At 49.2% G+C, this 20940-nt stretch carries 20 protein-coding genes and 1 pseudogene; 19 read left to right on the top strand and 2 right to left on the bottom strand.

Features of this window, described 5'->3' with window-relative positions; all coding sequences use genetic code 11:
• Nucleotides 1-63 precede the first annotated feature (63 nt).
• Nucleotides 64-1278, top strand: coding sequence for an NO-inducible flavohemoprotein (gene hmpA / locus EDM58_RS05895; protein ID WP_122912534.1), 1215 nt, complete (start codon nucleotides 64-66; stop codon nucleotides 1276-1278).
• Here the strand turns inward: hmpA and EDM58_RS05900 are convergent.
• Nucleotides 1268-1795, bottom strand: coding sequence for a Crp/Fnr family transcriptional regulator (locus EDM58_RS05900; protein ID WP_122912535.1), 528 nt, complete (start codon nucleotides 1793-1795; stop codon nucleotides 1268-1270). The two genes, hmpA and EDM58_RS05900, sit on opposite strands and share 11 nt — an antisense overlap.
• A gap of 277 nt (nucleotides 1796-2072) precedes the next feature.
• Between EDM58_RS05900 and EDM58_RS05905 the strand changes: the two genes are divergently transcribed.
• The 10 genes from EDM58_RS05905 (at nucleotide 2073) to EDM58_RS05950 (ending at nucleotide 11813) form a co-directional block, all read left to right on the top strand.
• Nucleotides 2073-3134, top strand: a complete 1062-nt coding sequence (locus tag EDM58_RS05905; protein ID WP_023559175.1) for a SulP family inorganic anion transporter — start codon at nucleotides 2073-2075, stop codon at nucleotides 3132-3134.
• A gap of 22 nt (nucleotides 3135-3156) precedes the next feature.
• Entirely contained in the window at nucleotides 3157-3711 is a 555-nt protein-coding gene (locus EDM58_RS05910; protein ID WP_023559176.1) for a phosphoribosyltransferase family protein, read from the top strand.
• A gap of 252 nt (nucleotides 3712-3963) precedes the next feature.
• Nucleotides 3964-5058 carry an iron-containing alcohol dehydrogenase family protein gene (locus tag EDM58_RS05915; RefSeq protein ID WP_122912536.1) on the top strand — a complete coding sequence of 365 codons (1095 nt, stop codon included), beginning with the start codon at nucleotides 3964-3966 and terminating at the stop codon, nucleotides 5056-5058.
• Entirely contained in the window at nucleotides 5055-6173 is a 1119-nt protein-coding gene (gene hisC / locus EDM58_RS05920; protein WP_122912537.1) for a histidinol-phosphate transaminase, read from the top strand. Before EDM58_RS05915 ends, hisC begins: the two co-directional genes overlap by 4 nt.
• 12 nt (nucleotides 6174-6185) lie before the next feature.
• Complete coding sequence (locus tag EDM58_RS05925; RefSeq protein ID WP_122912538.1) at nucleotides 6186-7226, top strand: ABC transporter substrate-binding protein; 1041 nt, start codon at nucleotides 6186-6188, stop codon at nucleotides 7224-7226.
• Nucleotides 7227-7333: 107 nt separating this feature from the next.
• Complete coding sequence (locus EDM58_RS05930) at nucleotides 7334-8131, top strand: ABC transporter permease (RefSeq protein ID WP_023559180.1); 798 nt, start codon at nucleotides 7334-7336, stop codon at nucleotides 8129-8131.
• Between the two features lies 1 nt (nucleotide 8132).
• Entirely contained in the window at nucleotides 8133-8915 is a 783-nt protein-coding gene (locus EDM58_RS05935) for an ABC transporter ATP-binding protein (protein WP_122912539.1), read from the top strand.
• A gap of 253 nt (nucleotides 8916-9168) precedes the next feature.
• Complete coding sequence (locus EDM58_RS05940; RefSeq protein WP_023559182.1) at nucleotides 9169-10236, top strand: ABC transporter substrate-binding protein; 1068 nt, start codon at nucleotides 9169-9171, stop codon at nucleotides 10234-10236.
• 4 nt (nucleotides 10237-10240) lie between these two features.
• Entirely contained in the window at nucleotides 10241-11014 is a 774-nt protein-coding gene (locus EDM58_RS05945; protein ID WP_023559183.1) for an ABC transporter ATP-binding protein, read from the top strand.
• A 4-nt stretch (nucleotides 11015-11018) separates the two neighbouring features.
• On the top strand, nucleotides 11019-11813 hold the full coding sequence (locus tag EDM58_RS05950) for an ABC transporter permease (protein ID WP_122912540.1): 795 nt from the start codon (nucleotides 11019-11021) through the stop codon (nucleotides 11811-11813).
• Between the two features lie 63 nt (nucleotides 11814-11876).
• On the opposite strand, the gene EDM58_RS05955 is transcribed toward EDM58_RS05950, so the two are convergent.
• Nucleotides 11877-12719, bottom strand: coding sequence for a MurR/RpiR family transcriptional regulator (locus EDM58_RS05955; RefSeq protein WP_122912541.1), 843 nt, complete (start codon nucleotides 12717-12719; stop codon nucleotides 11877-11879).
• A 215-nt stretch (nucleotides 12720-12934) separates the two neighbouring features.
• Between EDM58_RS05955 and EDM58_RS05960 the strand changes: the two genes are divergently transcribed.
• The 8 genes and pseudogenes from EDM58_RS05960 to EDM58_RS05995 all read left to right on the top strand — a co-directional run bounded on the left by EDM58_RS05960 (nucleotide 12935) and on the right by EDM58_RS05995 (nucleotide 20895).
• On the top strand, nucleotides 12935-14170 hold the full coding sequence (locus tag EDM58_RS05960; protein ID WP_122912542.1) for an MFS transporter: 1236 nt from the start codon (nucleotides 12935-12937) through the stop codon (nucleotides 14168-14170).
• A gap of 11 nt (nucleotides 14171-14181) precedes the next feature.
• Nucleotides 14182-15078, top strand: a complete 897-nt coding sequence (locus EDM58_RS05965; protein ID WP_122912543.1) for an alpha/beta hydrolase — start codon at nucleotides 14182-14184, stop codon at nucleotides 15076-15078.
• 143 nt (nucleotides 15079-15221) lie between these two features.
• Nucleotides 15222-15695 (top strand): GyrI-like domain-containing protein, encoded by a 474-nt coding sequence (locus EDM58_RS05970; RefSeq protein WP_122912544.1) that lies wholly within the window; start codon nucleotides 15222-15224, stop codon nucleotides 15693-15695.
• 210 nt (nucleotides 15696-15905) lie between these two features.
• Nucleotides 15906-17212 (top strand): annotated as a pseudogene (locus EDM58_RS05975) (MATE family efflux transporter).
• A 146-nt stretch (nucleotides 17213-17358) separates the two neighbouring features.
• The gene (locus EDM58_RS05980; protein WP_122912552.1) at nucleotides 17359-18021 is read left to right on the top strand and encodes a hypothetical protein; all 663 of its coding nucleotides are present in this window, start codon (nucleotides 17359-17361) and stop codon (nucleotides 18019-18021) included.
• A 132-nt stretch (nucleotides 18022-18153) separates the two neighbouring features.
• A complete protein-coding gene (locus EDM58_RS05985) occupies nucleotides 18154-19293 on the top strand; it encodes a nitric oxide synthase oxygenase (protein WP_122912545.1) in 1140 nt (379 codons plus the stop codon).
• Nucleotides 19294-19409: 116 nt separating this feature from the next.
• On the top strand, nucleotides 19410-19988 hold the full coding sequence (locus EDM58_RS05990; protein ID WP_122912546.1) for an RNA polymerase sigma factor: 579 nt from the start codon (nucleotides 19410-19412) through the stop codon (nucleotides 19986-19988).
• Entirely contained in the window at nucleotides 19963-20895 is a 933-nt protein-coding gene (locus tag EDM58_RS05995) for a hypothetical protein (protein ID WP_122912547.1), read from the top strand. Before EDM58_RS05990 ends, EDM58_RS05995 begins: the two co-directional genes overlap by 26 nt.
• Nucleotides 20896-20940 lie beyond the last annotated feature (45 nt).

Consider the following 20940-nt stretch of genomic DNA (forward strand, 5'->3'; position numbering starts at 1 on the left):
CTCCTCTTTTCTATACTGAATGCAAGGATTCAAGTTCAGGTACAAAAAGAGGAGGAAGGCCCCATGTTACGCCAAGAAACCATCCAAATCATTAAATCTACCGTTCCTGTGTTGGAAGTGCACGGTACCGATATTACGAAGCGTTTCTATCAATTGCTTTTTACACAGCATCCAGAGTTGTTGAATATCTTTAACCACGCGAATCAAAAGAAAGGACGCCAACAGACTGCCTTGGCTAACGCCGTCTATGCCGCAGCCAAACACATCGACCAATTGGAAGCGATTCTGCCTGTCGTAAAAGAGATTGGCCATAAACACCGCAGCTTGGGGATCAAGCCCGAGCATTATCCGATCGTAGGAGAAAATCTTTTGGCAGCGATCAAGGACGTATTGGGAGAGGCTGCGACAGATGAGATTATTCAGGCGTGGGCCGAAGCGTACGGGGTGATCGCGGATGCCTTCATCAGTGTGGAGGCGGATTTATACGAGAAAGCGGAGCGACAGGAGGGAGGCTGGGAAGGATTTCGCCCCTTCCGCGTAGAGAAAAAGGTTGCGGAGAGCGACGTCATCACCTCGTTCTATCTCGTTCCGCAGGACGGCAACAAGATTGCGAAGTTCGAACCAGGACAGTACGTGAGTGTAAAAATGGAGATCCCGGGCGAAAAGAATGTCCACATCCGCCAGTACAGCTTGTCGGACGCTCCGGGCAAACCGTATTACCGGATCTCCGTGAAGCGCGAGGACGGGCAAGCGAATCAGCCGGAGGGCAAGGTTTCGACTTTTCTGCACAAGCAGGTAGGGGAAGGAGACGTGCTTTGGCTGTCTGCTCCGGCAGGCGTGTTTACACTGGATTTGAACGAAAGCCGTCCGATTGTGTTCTTGAGCGGCGGAGTCGGATTGACGCCGATGGTCAGCATGCTGCATACGCTTTTGGAGAAAAAGCCGAACCATCAAGCAACCTTCATCCATTCTGCGCAGAACGGAAATGTGCATGCAATGAAAGATATAATAGAAGAGTTGGCACAGAAGCACGAACAAGTCTCGGTATTTTGGGCGTACACAGAACCGACAGTGCAAGATCGAGAAAGGAAAGCCTACCATAAAGAGGGCTATATCGACCTTGCCTGGCTGAAAGAAGTGCTGGGGACAACCGACGCCAGATTCTATCTCTGCGGACCAGTACCGTTCATGAGTGCGATGAAAGGACTCCTGTTGCAATGCGGAGTAGCAGAATCCGACATCCATTGGGAATTTTTCGGTCCGGCGGCTACTCTGTAGACGGAGGGTTGCTAGCTGCAGCAGCCTGTGCCCGGAGCAGACGGTTGACGGTCTCGCGCCGCAAGCCGATCAATTGTCCGATCTCGTCTTGCGTCAATACATCGGTCAACGTCGTTGGCGCGATATAGGCTTGAAACCAGCGCTCCAGCTTCTCCAGCTTTTTGGCGGGAGTCACCTCTGTCAGCTGGTCGATTCGCTGCTGCATCATCCGCAGCTTGTCTTGAAGCTGTTTGGCGATGGCGAGGCATTTTTCCGGGTTTTGCTGCAAAGTGGGATACCACTCACTCTCGGGCAATACATCGACCTCGCAGGTCACAAGCGCGACCGCTGTTCCGTAGTATGGATTCGGACTGATGAGAGAGTGATGCGGGATGATCTCATCAGGGACGATGATATTCACCAAAATGGTGCTTCCATCTTCATGCACGCGCAGGATTTTCAGCAATCCGCTTTTGAGATGATAGAGAGGTCCTGATTCTCCCTGCCGAAAAAGCGTTTCGCCTTTATGCAACCTCATAAATATGCCTCCAATGAAACAGCGAGGGATGCTTGCTCATCCTCTTCGCTGTTTTTTGTCATGCTGATTATAACAAGACGGGATCATGGAAGCGAATCCTCTCTAGTGTTCGGAAATAATGAGTAAAAACCGAACATTCGACAATATTCTCATTGAAAAATAAATGAAACACGAATAATAAAGTAAAATATATTGAAATCAATCGGCAATCATGTTAGTTTAAGGTGTATTCATTCGTAGTTTCAGGATTGAAATAGAGAAAAGGGGAACGAGAGAAATGGAATGGAAAGATATTGTCGCGGCACTCAGCGTAGTGCTCAACGGCTTGCCGCAGGGGTTGCTCGCGCTATCGCTCGGTTTTGCTTCTGTCCCTACGGCCTTGGCGTTTTTGGTAGGGGCGGCAGGTAATGCAATGACTGGATCGGTTGCAGTCGTTTCCTACCAAGCTGAGACGATTGCGGTGGCAGGGACGATGGGAAAAAGCATGCGGGACCGGATCTCGATGGTTTTTCTCGGGGGAGCGATCATGACCGTCATCGGTCTGTTTGGCCTTTTGGAGAAGATTGTAGATTTTATCGGACCTGTCATCACCAATGGCATGATGGCCGGGGTCGGAATCATGCTGGCAAAGGTATCCTGGGATATGGCCCGCAACAACATGTCCGTCGGAATCACTTCGATGGCGAGTGGTTTGCTTACGTATTTCATCACCAAAGACCTGGTGTACACGATTACGATTTCCGTCATTCTCTCCAGCCTGGTCTCGAATATCCTCAAGCAGGATACCGCGATCAAGCCATTGGAAAATGACCGTTTCAAGCTGCAAAAGCTGAGCTTCGCGTCGCATATTTGGCGCGGCGCCATGGCGATGGTCTGCTTGAACATTGGTGCGAACATTGCGTTTGGACAAATCAATGGAAAAATTGCCAATACGGATGTCAACATTGATACCCTGACCATTATCAGCAGCGTGGCGGATATGGCGTCTGCCTTGTTTGGCGGTGCCCCGGTAGAGGCGATCATTTCGGCTACTTCCGGTGCCCCGAATCCGGTAGCATCGGGTGTACTGATGATGATCCTGATGGCTGCGATCTTGTTTGCGGGCTTGCTGCCAAAGATCGGCCGCTATATTCCGAGTGAGTCGATCGCCGGTTTCCTGTTTGTTCTGGGTGCGATCGTAACGGCTCCGGGCAATGCGATGGCTGCACTGACTGCCGAAGATCCGTCTTCTACTCTTGTCGGCGGTATGACAATGGTCGTGACGGCGATTTCTGATCCGTTCTTTGGGATGCTTGCGGGATTAGTAATGAGAGCGTTGATTAGCGTGTTTGGCATGTAAGAGATATTGAGGAGGGAGTTTCGTGGAAAAGACATATACATTGGAAGTAGCAGGCGTCACAAGAACGCTGCCGATCATTCAGATCGCGGATGATCTGAGCATCGCCAGCTTTGTGATTTTGGGAGATACAGAGCTGGTGACGGCTGCAGCGCCGCTCTTGGCGGAAAAGCTGCCAGAGGTGGACGTGCTGATTACCGCCGAGGCCAAGGGAATTCCTTTGATTTTTGAAATCTCTCGGCTGCTCCAGATGAAAAAATACTACGTGGCTCGGAAAAGCACCAAACCTTACATGGAGTCTCCATTGATTAACGAGGTCGTTTCCATCACGACGCAGAAGACACAAATTCTCTGCCTGGATGGGGCGGATGCGGCCGAAATAAAAGGCAAGCGCGTTGCGATCATCGATGATGTGATCAGCACTGGGAAGTCCTTGCTGGCAATCGAGGAATTAGTCAACAAGGCTGGAGGCCATGTCGTAGCTCGTGCAGCCATTCTCGCAGAGGGCAGTGCAGCCGAGCGCGATGACATCCTGTTTTTGCAGGAGCTGCCATTGTTTCCGCACGCGAAAAACGAATAGCAAGAACATGCCAGGTGCTGACCTACTCTGAAGGTCGGCACCTTTTTATAATGAAAGGTTTTTTCCAGATAAAATTTCATTTTCACTAGTTCTCAAATTAATAATAATGAACTAAAATGAATCAATATAAATGACTGACGATATTGACTCTTTCCTCAATTTCTAGTTGACAATTAACTCGTAAAATCATAAGATATTATATCGTTGCATAAACATACGTTATTTTGAATAAATGCACAGGGAGATGTCAGCATGTATACCATCCCAGGCCCGGGCAAGTATGTACGAGAAGCTGGTTTGTTGGAAAAAGTAGGTTCCTACATCAAGGAATTTGGCGATAGCGCCCTGTTTATTGGTGGGAAAACCGCTTTGTCAGTAGTAGAGACCAAGGTCAAGAACTCCTTGGACAACGATAAAGTAGAAAACAAAGGTTTTGAATGGTACGGCGGCGAGTGCTCCTGGTCGCAAGTAGAGCGATTGAGCCAGATCGTACAGGAGAAAAAGCCGCAGGTGATCGTCGCAGTCGGCGGCGGCAAGGCGATTGACACAGTGAAAGCAGTCGCTTACGCAGTGAAGCTGCCTGTCCTGGCGATTCCCACCATTGCGGCTACCTGCGCGCCAGCAACACCGATCGCTATCATGTATGACGACGAAGGGACTTTTATTGAAATCAGCCATCGCTCCAAGGCGCCGAGCGTCGTGCTCGTTGATTCCGATGTGATTGCGAAAGCCTCCCATCGTTTCCTGGTCGCGGGGATCGGGGATACGTTGGCGAAGTGGTTCGAATCCTCGGTATCCGTAAAAAAGAGTCAGCCTACCGCGTTGAACCGAAGCGCCGTGAAGCTGGCCAATGAGCTCTATCATCTATTGCTGGAGAAAGGTCCTTCCGCGGTCGAGACGATCAAGCAGGGGAGGGTGGATCAATCCGTAAATGATGTCATCGACAGCATTATTCTGATTAGCGGAAGCGTCAGCGGTTACGGCGGGGATGACTGCCGGACGGCTGCAGCGCATGCGATCTACTCCGGTTTGACGATCTTCCCGGAAATCCACGACACCTACCATGGCGAGATTGTTGCCTTTGGCATTCTGTCCCAGCTGGTGCTGGAAGGCAGAAGCGAAGAGGAGATTCGCGAGCTGATCGCCTTCTACCAAAAAGTAGAGCTTCCCTACACATTGGAAGACATGGCGGTAAAAGGCCTGACCCCGGAAGACTGGAAGCGTCTTGGGGAAGTGACGGTCGAGATCGAGGATATGGCGAACATGCCGTTTGCGGTGACACCTGACATGGTGGTCCATGCCGTTCAGGGAGCCGACCAAATCGGAAGGAAGGTAAAACAGCAATGAAACTGGAGAACATGGTCCGCAAAGTATACCCGAACCTGATGCCGTATGTCTGCCAATTGGCTGACCTGCCGATCGAAGAGATGAAGCAGGCATTGGGAAAAGAACAGGTGTACAAGCTGAGCTTCAACGAAAATCCGCTCGGCCCTTCTCCCAAAGCGGTACAGGCAATGCAAGAAGCCTTGCTCCAGTTGAATCTGTATCCCAGCTCCACAGGGGATGCGCTGCTGGCACGGATCGGGGAAAAAGAAGGCGTAGAGGCAAAGAACGTCATCTTGTCCAACGGCGCAGACGAAATGATCATCCTGGTGGCCCAAACCTTCCTAGAGCCTGAAGACGAAGTGATCATTCCCGAGGTGAGCTTTGTCCAGTATCTGGCATCCACGCATATGATGGGAGCAAAACCCGTTTTTTCTCCGATGAAGGAAGATCTTGGTGTGGATCTGGATGCGATCATCGAACGCATCACCCCGGCTACGAAAACCGTGTTTTTATGCAATCCGAACAATCCGACAGGTACCGTGATTCCGGCGGACGAGCTGCGCGCCTTCCTGAAGCGCGTACCGGAGAATGTCCTTGTCGTAATCGACGAGGCGTATCACGAATATGCAGACGATCCGGAATACCTCTCTTCGGTAGAGTTCGTCAAAACGTATAAAAATGTATTTGTCATTCGCACCTTCTCCAAAATCTATTCCCTGGCGGCAGCGCGCATCGGCTACGGAATCGGACAGGAGGAGCTGATCGAGGCGATCCATCACGTTCGACCGCCCTTTAACGTGAACAGCATCGCGCAGGCAGGTGCGCTGGCAAGTTTGGACGACGAACAGCATGTGTCCGAGTCAAGACGAATCAACCAGTTTGGCAGAAAGCTGCTGGCTGAACTGTTTGACGAGTTGGGCATGAAATACCTGAAAAGCGCGACCAACTTTGTCTGTGTCGATACAGGACGAGACAGCGGCTACATGTTTGATCAGTTGGCGAAGCACGGTGTCATTGTCCGCAACCTCGCTGGCTACGGAATGACGACCTCATTGCGCGTTTCCATCGGTCAGCCCGAAGAAATGCAAGCCTTCGCTGCAGCCATGAGAGAAATACTTGCAAAAGAGCAGAAATAAGGGGGAAGTACCATGAAGAAGTTCAAATTTTTATTGTTGTCCGCACTGCTGAGCGTAGGCTTGGTCGGATGTGGCAGTGGCAATGCTGGATCATCGGCTCCGAGCCAACCAGCGGAAGGCTCCAACCAGGCTGCCCAGCCTGCTGAGACGGCTTCCAAAACACCGCTCAAGGTAACACTGCCAACCTGGACAGGCTATGGCCCATTGTTCCTGGCGAAAGAAAAAGGATTTTTTGAAAAGCACGGTTTGAACGTAGAATTGTCGACGATTGAAGGCTTGGCGGAGCGCAAGGCAGCGCTGGCAGGCGGACAGGTAGACGGCATGGCGACAGCACTGGACGTACAGGTCACGCTGGCTGCTTCCGGAGTGCCGATGCAAGTGGTATGGCTGCTGGATGACTCTTATGGCGGCGACGGCATCATTGCGAAGAACGAAATCAAGTCACCTGCGGACCTGAAAGGCAAAAAAGTGGCGTTTGAACAGGGATCTACCAGCCACTTGCTCTTGCTGACTGCCCTCAAGCAAGCCAATTTGACAGATAAAGATGTAGAAATGGTGCAAATGTCTGCCGGAGATGCCGGGGCTGCTTTCGTCGCGGGTCAAGTCGATGCTGCGGTTACGTGGGAGCCATGGTTGTCCAAAGCTTCCCAGGCTGATGGCGGCGTACTGGTGACGACAAAAGAACTGTCCGGGATTATTGTGGATACGGTTGGTTTCCGTAAAGACGTCATTGAAAAACGTCCTGACGATGTGAAAGCATTTGTCGCAGCGATGGCGGAAGCGATGGACTACTGGAAAGAAAACGCAGACGAGTCCAACGAAATCATGGCCAAAGGTCTGAAAATCGATTTGGCAGAGTTCACAGGTACGGTTCCAGGCTTGAAATTCCTGCACAAGGAAGAGAACAAGGAACTCTTTGGTACTGCTGACAAGCAAGGAAATATCTATCAATCCACTCAGAACGCAATCGACTTCTATCTCGAGCAAAAGCTGATTGATCAGGCTCCTAAAGTGGAAGATGTACTGAATCCAACGTTTGTTGCCGGACTGTAGAGGAGTGCCCCACTGGGCCTCCTTTTCTCATGCCGCCTGGGCAGATCACCAGGACGGCGCGAATAGAACGGGAGACTATTATTTTTTGGAAAAATGAGGGATGACAGATGTGGAAGAATGTCTTTACCCCGAAGAAGGAGATCGCCAAACCTTTGTATTCCGGGGCGGGGATTGCTACGTTTCTCTTGCTGTTGCTCGTCTGGTCCGTGCTCACGTACGGGGGGTTTGTAAACGCGCTGTTCCTGCCAGCACCTGACAAGATCGTGACTACAGCCGTTTCCATGTTCCAAAGCGGTGAAATCCTTGGCGATATCGGGATAAGCTTCTCCCGCGTCCTCTCCGGATTTATACTGGCGGCCTTGATCGGAGTGCCGCTTGGCATGCTGATGGGCTCGCTGCGGATTATGGAAGGAGCCTTTGAACCGATTATCGGCTTTATCCGTTATATGCCGGCTTCCGCCTTTATTCCGCTGTTTATCCTGTGGATCGGGTTGGGCGAAGGGGAGAAGATGGCCGTTATCTTCTTCGGAACCTTCTTTCAGCTGACGTTGATGGTGATGGACGTCACTAAGAACGTGCAGAACGAATTGATCGAGGTATCCTATACCTTGGGAGCGAAAAAGCTGCAGCTGTTTCGACGCGTGATCCTGCCGGCTTCGATGCCAGGGATCGTGGACACGTTGCGCATTACGTTTGGCTGGGCGTGGACCTATCTCGTCGTAGCGGAGCTGGTCGGGGCATCCGAGGGGCTTGGTTACATGATCATGCAAGCTTCGCGCTTCCTCAAGCCTGACAAGATCATCGTGGGAATCCTGATTATCGGTCTCATGGGATTGATCATGGATATCATCTTCAAGATGATTTATCGTGCATCTTTCTCCTGGATGAGAAAGGAAGGGTCATAAGATGACAACGCCAAAACTAGTGATCGATAACGTAGGCAAAGTTTTCTCTACCAAAAGCGGCAAGGTAGTCGCTTTGGATCAAACCTCTTTTACCGTGCAGGAAGGCGAGTTTGTCACGATTCTCGGACCTTCCGGCTGCGGGAAGTCTACGATTCTGCGCGTCGTTGCCGGACTGGAGGAGCCGACCACCGGACATGTCTATCTGGATGGGAAGGAAATCCACGGACCTGGCCCGGACCGCGGCATGGTGTTTCAATCGTACACGCTATACCCCTGGCTGACTGTAAAGCAAAATATCACCTTTGGTCTGGATTTGAAGGGTGTACCCAAGAAGCAGCAGGATGAGATTGCCCAGCATTATTTGGAGCTGATTGGGCTTTCAGGCTTTGACAAGCATTACCCGATCCAGTTGTCCGGCGGGATGAAGCAGCGTGTCGCGATTGCCCGTGCGCTTGCCAACGAGCCTGAGATTTTGCTGATGGACGAGCCTTTCGGGGCATTGGACGCACAAACGCGGGCGATCATGCAGGAGATTTTGCTGAAGGTGTGGGAGGAATCGAAAAAAACGATTCTGTTTATCACGCATGATGTCGAAGAGTCTATCTTCCTCGGTGATTCCATTTATGTGATGACGGCAAGGCCGGGACGCTTGAAGAAGAATATCAAGGTGCCGCTGCCTCGTCCACGCGACTACCAGAACAAGAGCAGCGAGGAGTTTTTGGCGCTGAAGCTCGAGTTGCTGGAGTTGATTCGGGAAGAGAGCCTGAAGGCGGTTAAGCCTTAGTCTATTGTAATCAGCAGAAAGACGCGGGTATTTGATGTATCCGCGTCAATTTGAATTGGTGGCCGTCTGGCTGCTGGGATCTTCGCTGGGGGATATTTCTGGCCGGCTCCATGAGCATCTTCCAATGAAAAACAAGAGTGAAAGAATTGAATGGAAAATGATTTTTCGATATGATGTCCCAAGGAGCAAGTTTTTTGTTATGATATTTTAAAAATATCAACATGTATTAAAATTCTGTAGGAGGTAGAGAGAATTGAAAAAAGCAGTAAAATTTGCTTTGAGTTCCTTCCTCGTTCTCTCTCTGGCACTTGCGGGCTGTGGCAAGTCAGAGGGCGGAAGCACGACGGAACAACCGAAACCAGAACAGGGACAAGCTCCAGAAGCCGTATCCTTGGAGATTGGAATGCTGAAGCTGACAAGCTCTGCACCATTGTTTATTGGCATAGAAAAAGGATTTTTCCAAGAAGAGGGCATCGATGCCAAAGCCAAATGGTTTGATGCGGCACAGCCAATCGCCGTGGCCACTGCTGCAGGCAGCGTAGATGTCGGAGCGACCGGTATTACTGCCAGCTTGTACAACATGGTTGCAGGCGGACAGAAGCTTGTGATTGTAGCAGATAAAGGACGGGAGCAGGCAGGCTACTCTTCCTCGGCCTTGTTGTACCCAAGTGATTCACCCCTTAAAAGCATTGAAGAGCTAAAGGGGAAAAAGCTGGGAATCACCCAAACAGGCTCTACCTACCACTACATGGCGGGCAAATTGCTGGAGAAGCATGGTCTAACGCTGAAGGATATCGAGCTGGTTCCGCTCAACAGCATCAAAGGCTTGATGGAAGCGCTGAAAAGCAAACAGGTTGATGCTGTCCTGCTGAACGAACCAAACATTTCGACAGTTGTGGAAGAAGGCTACGGCAAAGTGATTGCCCAAGTCGGAGACGAAATGGAGTACCAAACCTCCGGAATTTTCTTCTCGCCAAAATTTGCTGACAACAAGGATGCGGCAGAGCGTTTCCTCAAAGCGTACGCCAAATCCACTCGTTACTACTACGATGCCGTGCTGAATAAAGTGGATGGCAAAATCGTCCCTGGCGAGAACTACGATGAAGTGGTCAACATCATCGCGAAGTATACCGACCAGGAGCCGGACATGATCAAAAAAGGGCTGCCGTACATGGACCGCGACGGCAAACTGCTGGAGTCTGACATTAAAACACAGGTCGAATGGTATGCAAAAGAAAAATTGATCGATAAAGAAATTGATCCTAGCGAGATTGTGAATACACAGCTTCTGGAAGACGCCGTGCAAAAATTAGGGAAGTGAACCTATGAGAATCGTCATTGAGAATGTAGACAAGACGTTTGTGGACGCGAAAAAAAGAGAAGTGACGGCATTGCAAAACATCAATTTTGCTATCGAACAACAAGAATTTGTCGTCTTGGTGGGACCCAGCGGATGCGGGAAATCTACCCTTTTGAACATCGTCGGCGGTCTGATGTCACCGAGCAACGGCTCTGTCTATTTCGAGGGGACGGATAGTAAAAAACCAAATCTGGGAATCGTTTTTCAGGAGATCGCTTTATTCCCCTGGCGTACGGTGTACGAGAACGTGATTTACGGGCTGGAGGAGAGCGGTGCCAGCAAGCAAGAACAGCAGGAAAAGGGCAAGCATTACATTGATATGGTAGGTTTAAGCGGTTTTGAAAATGCTTATCCCAAGCAGCTCTCCGGCGGTATGCGGCAACGTGCTGGTATAGCCAGAGCCTTGGCGATCGAACCAGACCTGCTGCTGATGGACGAGCCTTTTTCCGCGCTGGATGCGCAGACACGGACGATTATGCAGGAGGAGCTGCTGACCATCTGGGATCGGACGCGCTTGAGCACGCTCTACGTGACGCACAACATTCAGGAGGCCGTCTACCTGGCGGACCGCGTAATCGTTCTCTCTCGTCATCCGGGCCAGATCAAGAGCACGATCCGCATCGATTTGCCGAAGATCGGACGGGATAAGGACGAATACCGGATGCGCTTCGAGCAGTATGTCGATGAAATCTGGCAGCTCATTCGCCACGATGCCCAAGAAGCGTCGAGGGAGGGGTAAAAAAATGCCGGATAAGCAAAGACAAGTCATTACCAATCGCGTTGCCTTTTTAGAGACGAAGATCCCCAGCTATGCTGCCGTTTTGGGAATTACGGTGCTGTTGGTACTGTGGGAGATCGTCTGTCGCCTGGGGATTGTGCCTCCGCTGTTTTTGCCAGCGCCCACCGCAATTTTGACGGCTGGCTGGGACATGCTAGTCAGCGGAGAGCTTTATGAAGATCTGGCCGCCAGTCTCGTCCGAATTGGTGGGGGATATGCAGTCGGAGCCAGTCTTGGCATTATATTTGGTCTGATTCTAGGCTTCTCCAGATGGACCGACGCTATTTTGACTCCTATCGTGTATTCCATCTATCCCATTCCAAAAATCGCGCTGTTGCCACTGATTATTCTCTGGCTCGGAATTGGGGAAACGCCAAAACTAGCCATTATTGCACTCGGGGTCTTTTTCCCGGTCGTAATCAATACGTTTTCCGGGGTGAAAAACGTCGACCCGATGCTGATTAAAGCAGCGGTCACCTTTGGCTCCAATCACTTCAATGTCGTTCGCAAGGTTATCCTGCCTGCATCCTTGCCGATGATCTTCGCCGGATTGAAGCTGGCAGCAGGAACCTCGTTGCTCCTGTTGGTTTCCGCCGAGATGATCGCAGCACAGCAAGGGATCGGCTCGATGGTGCTGCACTACGGAAACCTGATGATCACCACCAAGCTGATGGTCGGAGTGCTGGTGCTTTCCTTGCTCGGATTGACCTTCAACCGAGTCTTGCAATGGTTGGAGCGCAAGCTGGTGCCGTGGAAGTAAGCAATCTACAAACGATACGGACAGAAAAAGCAGCCGGAAATTTGGCTGCTTTTTTCTTTGCAACTAGAGAAACTGCTTTTTTTTACGATAGGTGGAAGAAGGGATCACCGGTTTGTTTCGATTGCCTGCTCGTACCGTTAGCGCAGCAGAGATTGCATTTAATAGGGAAAAGGTAGGGGGAATCGCATCCAGAGTAGAGAGAAGCGGCAATTCAATTTTAAAAAGAATATCTGCAAATTCGCTGATTGGAGCCATGTCTGAGTCTGTGATGCCAATGATGAATACGCCCTTTTCTTTTAACTCTTCCGCCAGCCATAGCGTGTCCAGTGCGTATCGATGAAACGAAAACGCAACAAGGACGCTTTCCGTTGTCATCTCATTGATCCGAATCGCAGCGTCGATTGTATCCGGCCGAAAAACACGGCTGTTCCCTCTGATAATTTCTAAATTGTACGAAAACCACTCTGCCAGAATCCCCGTTTGATACAAGCCCGCATGGAGAATGCGGTCTGCCTCCAGCAATTTTTCGATCGCCTTGTTAAAATCGGATTCGCTGATTTGCTCCGCCACTCTTTGAATGTTCTCGATATCCTTATACATGACTTGTTGATGAAAAAGCGGGACGTCGCCAATATCTTTTTTGGACTCCCGAAAATGTTGGATCGGATTCGAGGCGTCGTACAGAAATTCCCGCAATTCACTTTGAAAGTCGCCATATCGCTTATATCCTAACTCGTTGCAAAAGCGAATCACAGTCGTCTCGCTTATGCCGATTTCCTCCGCTACTTTTTCCGCGGTCTTCGTCGCAAAGGATAGAGGATTATGCAAAAGATATTCTGCCGCCAATTTCATGCGTTTGGTCAGCTTTGGATATAAGTTTGAGACTTTTTGGTTTATATCAACCACGAAAAAACCTCCTAAACAAAAGAGCAAACTTCGTAGTTAACTTTATCAAATCAAAGAGAGTTCTTCAATTTTCGTGAATTTGAATCAAATGATTTATTTTACGTTGAAAAAAATCAAACGATTCATTATACTGTACCCAGACAGCGAAGTGAAACACAAGAAAGCGTGAGGTCGCAAAGATGTGAACGCTTTCTAACACAAAGGGGTGCACAGGCATGGAGCATTTGGAGGGCAAAAGGCACGGCAAATTCATGATTCTTTTTGTACTGATTATCAGTTATGCGATGGCTTTTGCAGACAGGTCGATCCTAAATTTTTCCCTTTCCTATATCGGGGAAGACCTGCATTTATCGGCAACTGCTTTAGGGGTGATTTTAAGCAGCTTCTCTCTGGGGTATACACTGATGCAGATACCCGGTGGTTGGTTGTCAGACAGGTTTGGCAGTAAGATCGTTGCGCTTGTATCGATTATTGTTTGGTCCCTGTTTACCGTCACGTCAGGATTGGCCTGGTCCATGGTTTCGTTGATCATCATTCGCTTTTTGTTCGGAATCGGGGAGGGAGGCTTCCCATCCGCCACCTCAAAGCTTGTCGCAGAGACGTTCCCTACAAACCAAAGGGCGCGGGCACAGTCAGCCATGCTCTCCTGTGTCGCGCTTGGAGGGGCATTGGGGCCGATCGTCGCTGCCCCGATCATTTTATCGTACGGATGGAGACCCTTGTTCTTTATGATGGGTGGTGTGGGTTTAGTAGTTGCTATCCTCTTCTATCTGTTCATTCCGAAGAGAAAAGTGGCGGTTCAGGAACAAAGCAATACTTCTCAGCCAAAGATACCCTTGAAAGTCTTTCTGAAGATGCCAACGGTGTGGAAGCTGGTCATTGCATGGTTGGGACTGGAGCTTGCCCTGTACGGATTTGCCTGGGTTCCCATTTATTTGATTAAAGTCAGAAAAATCGAACTCATCCAAGCAGGCCTGTTTTCAGCACTGCCAAATCTTGCTGCTACAGTAGCGATGGTGATCTCTGGATTCCTGTTGGATAAATATTTCAAACAACGTGAAAAACATTTTCTGGTTGGTTCCATGCTGCTAGGAGCAGGCTTTCTGTACGCGATTACGATTACGTCAGACGTGTATCTGACGATTGCATTCCTCGTGCTTTCCACAGTTTTCTTGCGGAGTGCGATTACAGCTGTTTGGGCCATTCCCCTGAAGGTTCTGCCTTCCGAGGTGGTTGGATCCATATCCGGAATCTTGAATTTCGGAGGACAAGCTGCGGGGTTCTTATCACCCATGATCATGGGCGTATTGATTTCAGCCAATAACGATTCGTATGATACGGGATGGTTGTTTCTGGGCGCCTGTTTGGTAGTTGCCGCCATTGTTGCTTCCACGATCGGCAAAGGCAAGAAGGATATCGAGGAGTTCCACTTGCAAACAAATCATGAATAAGGTGAGTAGACGTGAGAACGAAAATGATTGTAGAGCGAAATGTGATCTACGGTTCGACAGATAAAGAATTTCTGAATGCGGATGTGTATCGTCCTGTAGCCGAAGTGGAAGTTCCTGTCGTCATTTTGCTGCACGGCGGCGGCTGGCAATCCGGTTCCAAGGAGATGTATGCAGAATGGGGACCGTTTTTGGCCGAATCCGGCTATGCGGCGGTAGCGATCAATTACCGTTTATCAACTCCGTCCTATGCGACATGGCCGGGCGTCCTGGAAGATGTAAGGGCTGCTGTTAATTTTATAGTAGGCAAGGCAAATGAATGGAAGTTGGATCCCTTGAAAATGGCTTTTATCGGTGATTCTGCTGGGGCACATCTTGCTGCGATGTACGCGTTGGAAAACCCATGCAATGCTAGCCATAAAATACAGGCGGTGGTAGGGGTGTATGGTGTATATGATCTCGCAGAACAATTTCGATACAATTTGCCATTAAAAAAGAACAACATCAGGAATTTGATGGGAGGCAGCCCTGACGAGCATCCGGAGGCATATCGCGCCGCGTCCCCCATTCATCGGGTAGAGGAGGCGTTGGCCCATCCTGCTTTTGACACGAAATTCCTGATTATTTGGGGGGAGTTGGATCAGACAGCTCTTCCGGCACAGTCAAAACGCTTTGCAGCCAGGTTACAAGAGTTGAACTGCCAGGTGCAGACATGCAGCATTCCCGATCAAGCCCACTTTTGGTTTAATCGGATACCGGAAGTCCCCGCAGGAACGCTGGACAGTTATCCAAATCAAGTCATCATACCGGAACTCATGGATTTTCTGGATTCCCATGTGAAGCAGTCCCTGCCTGGTAACTTTTCCGGTGCGCAGGTAAAAAAGCTTCAGCAAATGTTCGGTTCATTCTAGCTTTTTAGAAAAAACAGTTGCGGGCATCCTATTATTTCCATTAGAATAAATCAATATTGTCCAACAGCGAATCGGTTTGCTGGCATTTGTCAGATCCAGTATTCATACAGAATTCTGCCTTTATATAGGGAGGTATCTATGAAATGGAGGAGACATTGTTTACTTGTGAACTGGTGACAAAGGAATGGAAAGTAGTCGGAATGCACATCACGGCTCCTTTTCCAGCAGGATTTCCCGAGGCTGCCTTACAGATCCACCATGAGTTTTGGGAGAAACGCCATGTAATCAAGCATGCGGTGAACCGGAATGTTTTGTTGTCTCCATTTATCTGCAATGAGATCGTAGCGACGTACTTTGCCTGCCTCGAAGTGGACGACCTCACTTCTGTCCCGGAGGGTATGATGGGTTTTTCCATACCGGCCACACGTTACGCACAAGTGTCCTGCACAAACAAGACCATTGAGAAGGGCTATGATGTGCTGTTGAATTGGATGCATCAAAACGGCTATCGGCAAAAGGTTTTCAAAGCCTTCCAGGTTGAGGTGTACGATATACAAGAGACGGCCGAGGAAGAAAGCGTCAAGCTGCTGATACCCATTCTGGAAGGTGAAGGGTGAACCGAAGAGCAAACGTTAGAAGCAACGCTGGACAAATCTGTCCGGCTTTTTTTTTTCGAAAGTTATTGACAAAGATCGCTGAAGCAAGTAAAATCCCTGTATAAAACAAACGGATATAATAATCGTTTGCTAAAAAACAAACATATGTTATGTTTGTCTATAAATTGAATAGAGGTGTTTTTTGTGAATTGGCTAACCTCAGCAAAGCCAATGCTGGTTTTTCTGATTCCCGTGATCTTGTCTAATGTCTTACAGTCCGTGGGCCAAGTGTTCGGCATGATCGTTGTGGGACAGACGCAAGGAATTGATTCTGTCGCAGCCATCGCTGCGTTTTTCCCGCTTTTCTTTTTCCTGTTGTCATCTGCGATTGGGATCGGCTCAGGAAGCTCGATTCTCGTCGCCCAGACATATGGTGCAGGAAATATCCCGAGAATGAAGCAGGTTGTGGGTGTCACCCTGGCATTTACACTGATTATTTCGGTCGTGGTGGGTATTTTCGGAAGTGTATTTGCAGAAGGAATTTTACGGCTAATGGGTACTCCGACGAATATTCTGGAGCAAAGTACGAAGTATGCGAGCATTCTGTTTCTCTCGATGCCGATTACCTTTTTCTATTTGACGTATACGACATTTCTGCGTGGAGTCGGCGATTCGAAGACACCTTTTTTCTTTCTTCTGATTAATACGATTTTGAATGTAATATTGTTACCCGTTCTCATATTTGGCTGGCTGGGACTTCCTGCATACGGTCTCTACGGGGCTGCATACGCTGCTGTAGTTTCGGGCTTGCTGACCTGTGTTCTTTTGATCGTGTTTTTGCGTAAAAAGGATCACATTCTCAAGCTGGAAGGCTGGACGGCTCCATCTTGAAGACATTGCTGCGTCTAGCCATTCCAACCAGCGTAAGCATGGTCTCGCTGGCGATGTCTGAAATCGCCGTGATTACGTTCGTCAACGACTATGGCTCGAATGCAACCGCCGCTTACGGCATCGTCAACCAAATTGCCAGCTACGTGCAAATTCCTTCAATGAGTGTATCGATTGCCATCTCGGTCTTTGCAGCCCAACTGATTGGTTCCAAAAAGCATGCGCAGATCGGGCCTACTACGAAAACAGGGATCATGTTGAATTACCTGATGGGCGGTGTGCTGGTCATCCTGGTTTACTTGTTCTCCAGACCTATCCTGGGAGTCTTTCTGGACAATGCGGAAGCCGTCGACATCGCGCAAAGCCTCATTCTGATCTCCTTTTGGAGCTATCTGATCCTTGGTCATACGATGGCGCTCTCTGCAACGATGCGGGCATCCGGTACCGTCATGTGGCCGACGATTTTTACCATCGGATGTATTTGGCTGATCCAGGTGCCCGTGGCGTACTCGCTGTCGCATTTCACATCCCTTGGCATTCAAGGTGTATGGTTGGCGTATCCGATCGCCTTCCTGGTCAATCTTCTGGCGCAGTCTACTTATTACCGCCTGTTCTGGAAGAAAAAAGCGTTGCAGGCTTTGTTGGATTAAGCAAGGGAGAGCACATTTTTCTGATGGGGAAAATGTGCTCTTCTTGATTTTTAACCATCTATGCAACGTATTCGTGTTCAAATAATGGATTGTTTCGGAAGGAATTGGAGCCCTTGTTACTTAATAACTTCTATTGGGGTGATGTCATGACAAAGTTTATGATGCTTTTTATCGCAATGGGACTTGTATTGGTTGGGTGTAGTCAAGATAAAGCAAACGAAAATAACGAAAAAAATACAAATAGCAGCGCAAATCATGCTATAAACACAGAGATTACACCCAGCACGGAACAGAAAGGATTACAAGATACCACCGAATATGTAGCCAAGAAAAAAGGGGAACTATCTGTTCAGGATTCTGAAACGGCTTATGAAATGTGTGCGAGAGCGCTGAATGACTATTATAAAGCGGTCTGGAACGGCTCGGATATCGAATTGGATGCATTTATCGATAACGATAACCTGAAGCAGTATACGCAAAAGAAAATTGAATCTCAATATGCTGTGCATGTAAAGAACAAACATACTGACAAGGTGCAAAATATTGAGATTGGCGCTTGGGAAGTAAAGTATACCGATGATGGGGATGGAGGTTTTCTCTATCTAAAAGTACCTGTGCAAATTAATATGGATGTAGGTAGCTATGGTGAGGTCACTGAATTTCTTGTACGTAATAGTAACGGCAAGCTAGTCATTGTTGATTGGTATACGGGCGCCAAGGATAGCTATGACTTCACGGTGCGTGGAGAAAATCAAACAATTGACAACCCCAATATTTGGAATGACAGCGAATGGGTAAAATCTTTCTGACAGAAATGTGAAGAAAGGGCAGTCGATTGGAATTTGACTAGGGGGAAATCTATAATGAGGGAAAGAAGCAAGCAAAGACAGGTGGCCGCTGCGTCCCTCTTTTGGAGGGAGTGAGCGGGAAAAGAGGACAGGATGCAAGATCATTTGCGAAGAGAAGAAGCAGAGCGCTTTATCATATCCTGCTACCGTGAACTGGGCAAATCGCAGGACGAGATCCAGGCGCGGCTGCAGGCAATCAGAGAGTCATTTGCAGCAAAAGGCTATTATGAGCATACAGCAGAAGAACTGAGTCATGGTGCGAAAATGGCGTGGCGAAACAGCAATCGATGCATCGGTCGCCTGTTTTGGGAGTCGCTGCATGTGTTTGATGAGCGTCATGTCACAAGTGAGGAAGAGATGGTGCAGGCTCTCCTTCGTCATATCGAATTCGCGACCAACGGCGGAAAAATCCGACCGGCCATCACGATTTTCGCGCCTGCGACAGGGGAGGGATCGCGCCCGCGCATTTGGAACCAACAGTTGATTCGCTATGCAGGTTATGAGACAGCGGACGGCGTGTTGGGAGATCCCGTGTCGTTGTCATTGACTCGACTCTGTGAAAGCCTGGGCTGGAGAGGTGAACGGACGCGTTTTGACGTCCTGCCGCTTGTCGTTCAAATGGACGACAATCCCCCGCGCTATTTTGACATTCCAAAGGAATTGGTTCTGGAGGTTCCGTTGCGTCATCCGGAGTACCCCGCATTTTTCGAGCTGGATCTAAAGTGGTACGGGGTTCCCATCGTCTCCAACATGCGCCTGGAGATTGGCGGAATCGATTATTGGGCCGCCCCCTTTAACGGCTGGTACATGGGGACGGAGATTGGAGCGCGAAATCTGGCAGATCAGGATCGCTACAACCTGGTGCCGAAAATGGCGGAGATCATGGGTCTGGACACAAGCCGAGACATCACGCTTTGGAAGGACAAGGCGCTCATTGAGTTAAATATTGCCGTCCTGCACTCGTTTAAGGAGGACGGTGTCTCGATTGTCGATCACCATACCGCAAGCCAGCAGTTCCAGCTTTTTGAGCAGCGGGAAAAGAAAGAAGGCAGGGATATGACAGGGGACTGGACCTGGTTGATTCCGCCGATTTCGCCTGCTGCAACACCGATTTTTCACAGTTTGTATGACAATCGAATTGAGACGCCCAACTTTTTCTACCAGGATGAGCCTCGCTCAGGGGCATGTCCCATCCATGCCGATACCCTGACTTGTCCCGTCCATAGGTCGTAAAAATCGACCTGCATCAAAGAAAATGCCTGCACGAAACAGGGCATTTTCTTTTTTTATGCATTCATGTCACATAATGGCTGCCGCGGTACGTTATATCAAATGAAAGGAGGGAGAGCGTGGACAGCAAAGAGACGGAAGGGCTGCTGGATATGATTCTCCAGGGTGATGAAGAACGTTACGAAGAACTCATGAAAGCCTACCAGGTGAAGATTTTTCATTATTGCTACCACATTCTGGGGCATCAGATGGAAGCGGAGGATGCCACACAGGAGGTATTCTTCAAGGCATACTGCAATTTGAAAAAATACAAGCCAGAAATGCCATTTGCCGCATGGCTCTACAAAATTGCCTATAACCACTGTATGGATGTGCTGCGAAAAAGGAAGTGGAGCCGGTTTCTTCCCTTCCTGCAGGAAGCCGAGAGAGGGGAGTCGCATATTGATATCCACATTGAGGACGTGTACTTCAGTGAATCGGTGTACGTAGCAATGAGCGCGCTCTCGGTCGAAGAGCGTACCCTCTTGATCCTGCGCGGGGTTGAAGAAAAAACCTATGAAGAGATTTCCCAGATCATGAACAAGAATGCGGCTAGTCTGCGCAAAAAATTCGAGCGTACAGCGGCAAAGTTTCGTCATGCGTATTCCCCACTGGAGAAGGGAGGAGCTAAGCATGCAGAATCAGCGCGACTCACATAAGGACATCAAAGACCTGTTTAGCGATCCTCGAATTCCACAGCAGATCGATGTTACAAAGGCAGTCATGGACAAAATACAGTCCCAAAAGGAGAGGTTTTTTGTGAAATACAAAGTCAGTCTTCTCGTTGCGATCGGAATATTGGCAAGTGTCACTACGGCGTACGCCGCTGTCGAGTACCTGCAATTGAAGAATGAGCAGGGAGAGGTCATTTATCAGGAAAAGGATGCGACACAGGCGCCAAATACGACCATACAAGCACCTGATTTGGCAATGCTGGCATTGATGCAAAGAGAGTCCGAAATCGAGGAACAGATGGAGCCTGGTACCGCTGCTGCTGTCTACATCAAGGAAAATAACCCGAAGAAAAGTGTCCACACGATTGCAAAACCGTTTGAGTTTGCCAAGTTAGAGGATTTACAGAACAAGCTTGGAACCCAATTCGCGATTCCTGCTGCCCTCCCGGATGGATTTGCGTTTGCCAACGGCAGCGTGGAATATGAGGTAAAGCGTGACTATGACAAGGAAGAATTGTATAAGCTGGCTGAAGCGACTGACCAGGATTATGTGCAGAAGCCACAGGAATGGACGGATCAATTGATCCAGATCGTGGTCAATTACGCTGCTGGTGAGGACACGATTCGGGTTGCGATCACGAATATAGAAGGTGTACAAGACAATACCGTCTACTATGTGAATCAGGATGAAAGAAAAACGGAGAAAGTGGTCGTCGATCAGAAGGAAGCCATCTATTCGGAACAGCCGATGCGAGAAACGACGTATAAAAGCATTGTGTGGGTAACAGAGGATTCGGGCAAAAAGCTGGAGTACCGGATTTCCACGAATTCGTCCAAGTGGAATGCAGATGCGGCCAAGAAGTGGATGCAGGCGTTTCTGACTGCGAAATAAGGGGGGCGACCGACTGTGGTGGAAGGGAGGAAACCAGCTAATATT

Origin of the sequence: Brevibacillus panacihumi (genome assembly GCF_003710985.1) — a bacterium.
GTDB lineage: Bacteria > Bacillota > Bacilli > Brevibacillales > Brevibacillaceae > Brevibacillus > Brevibacillus panacihumi.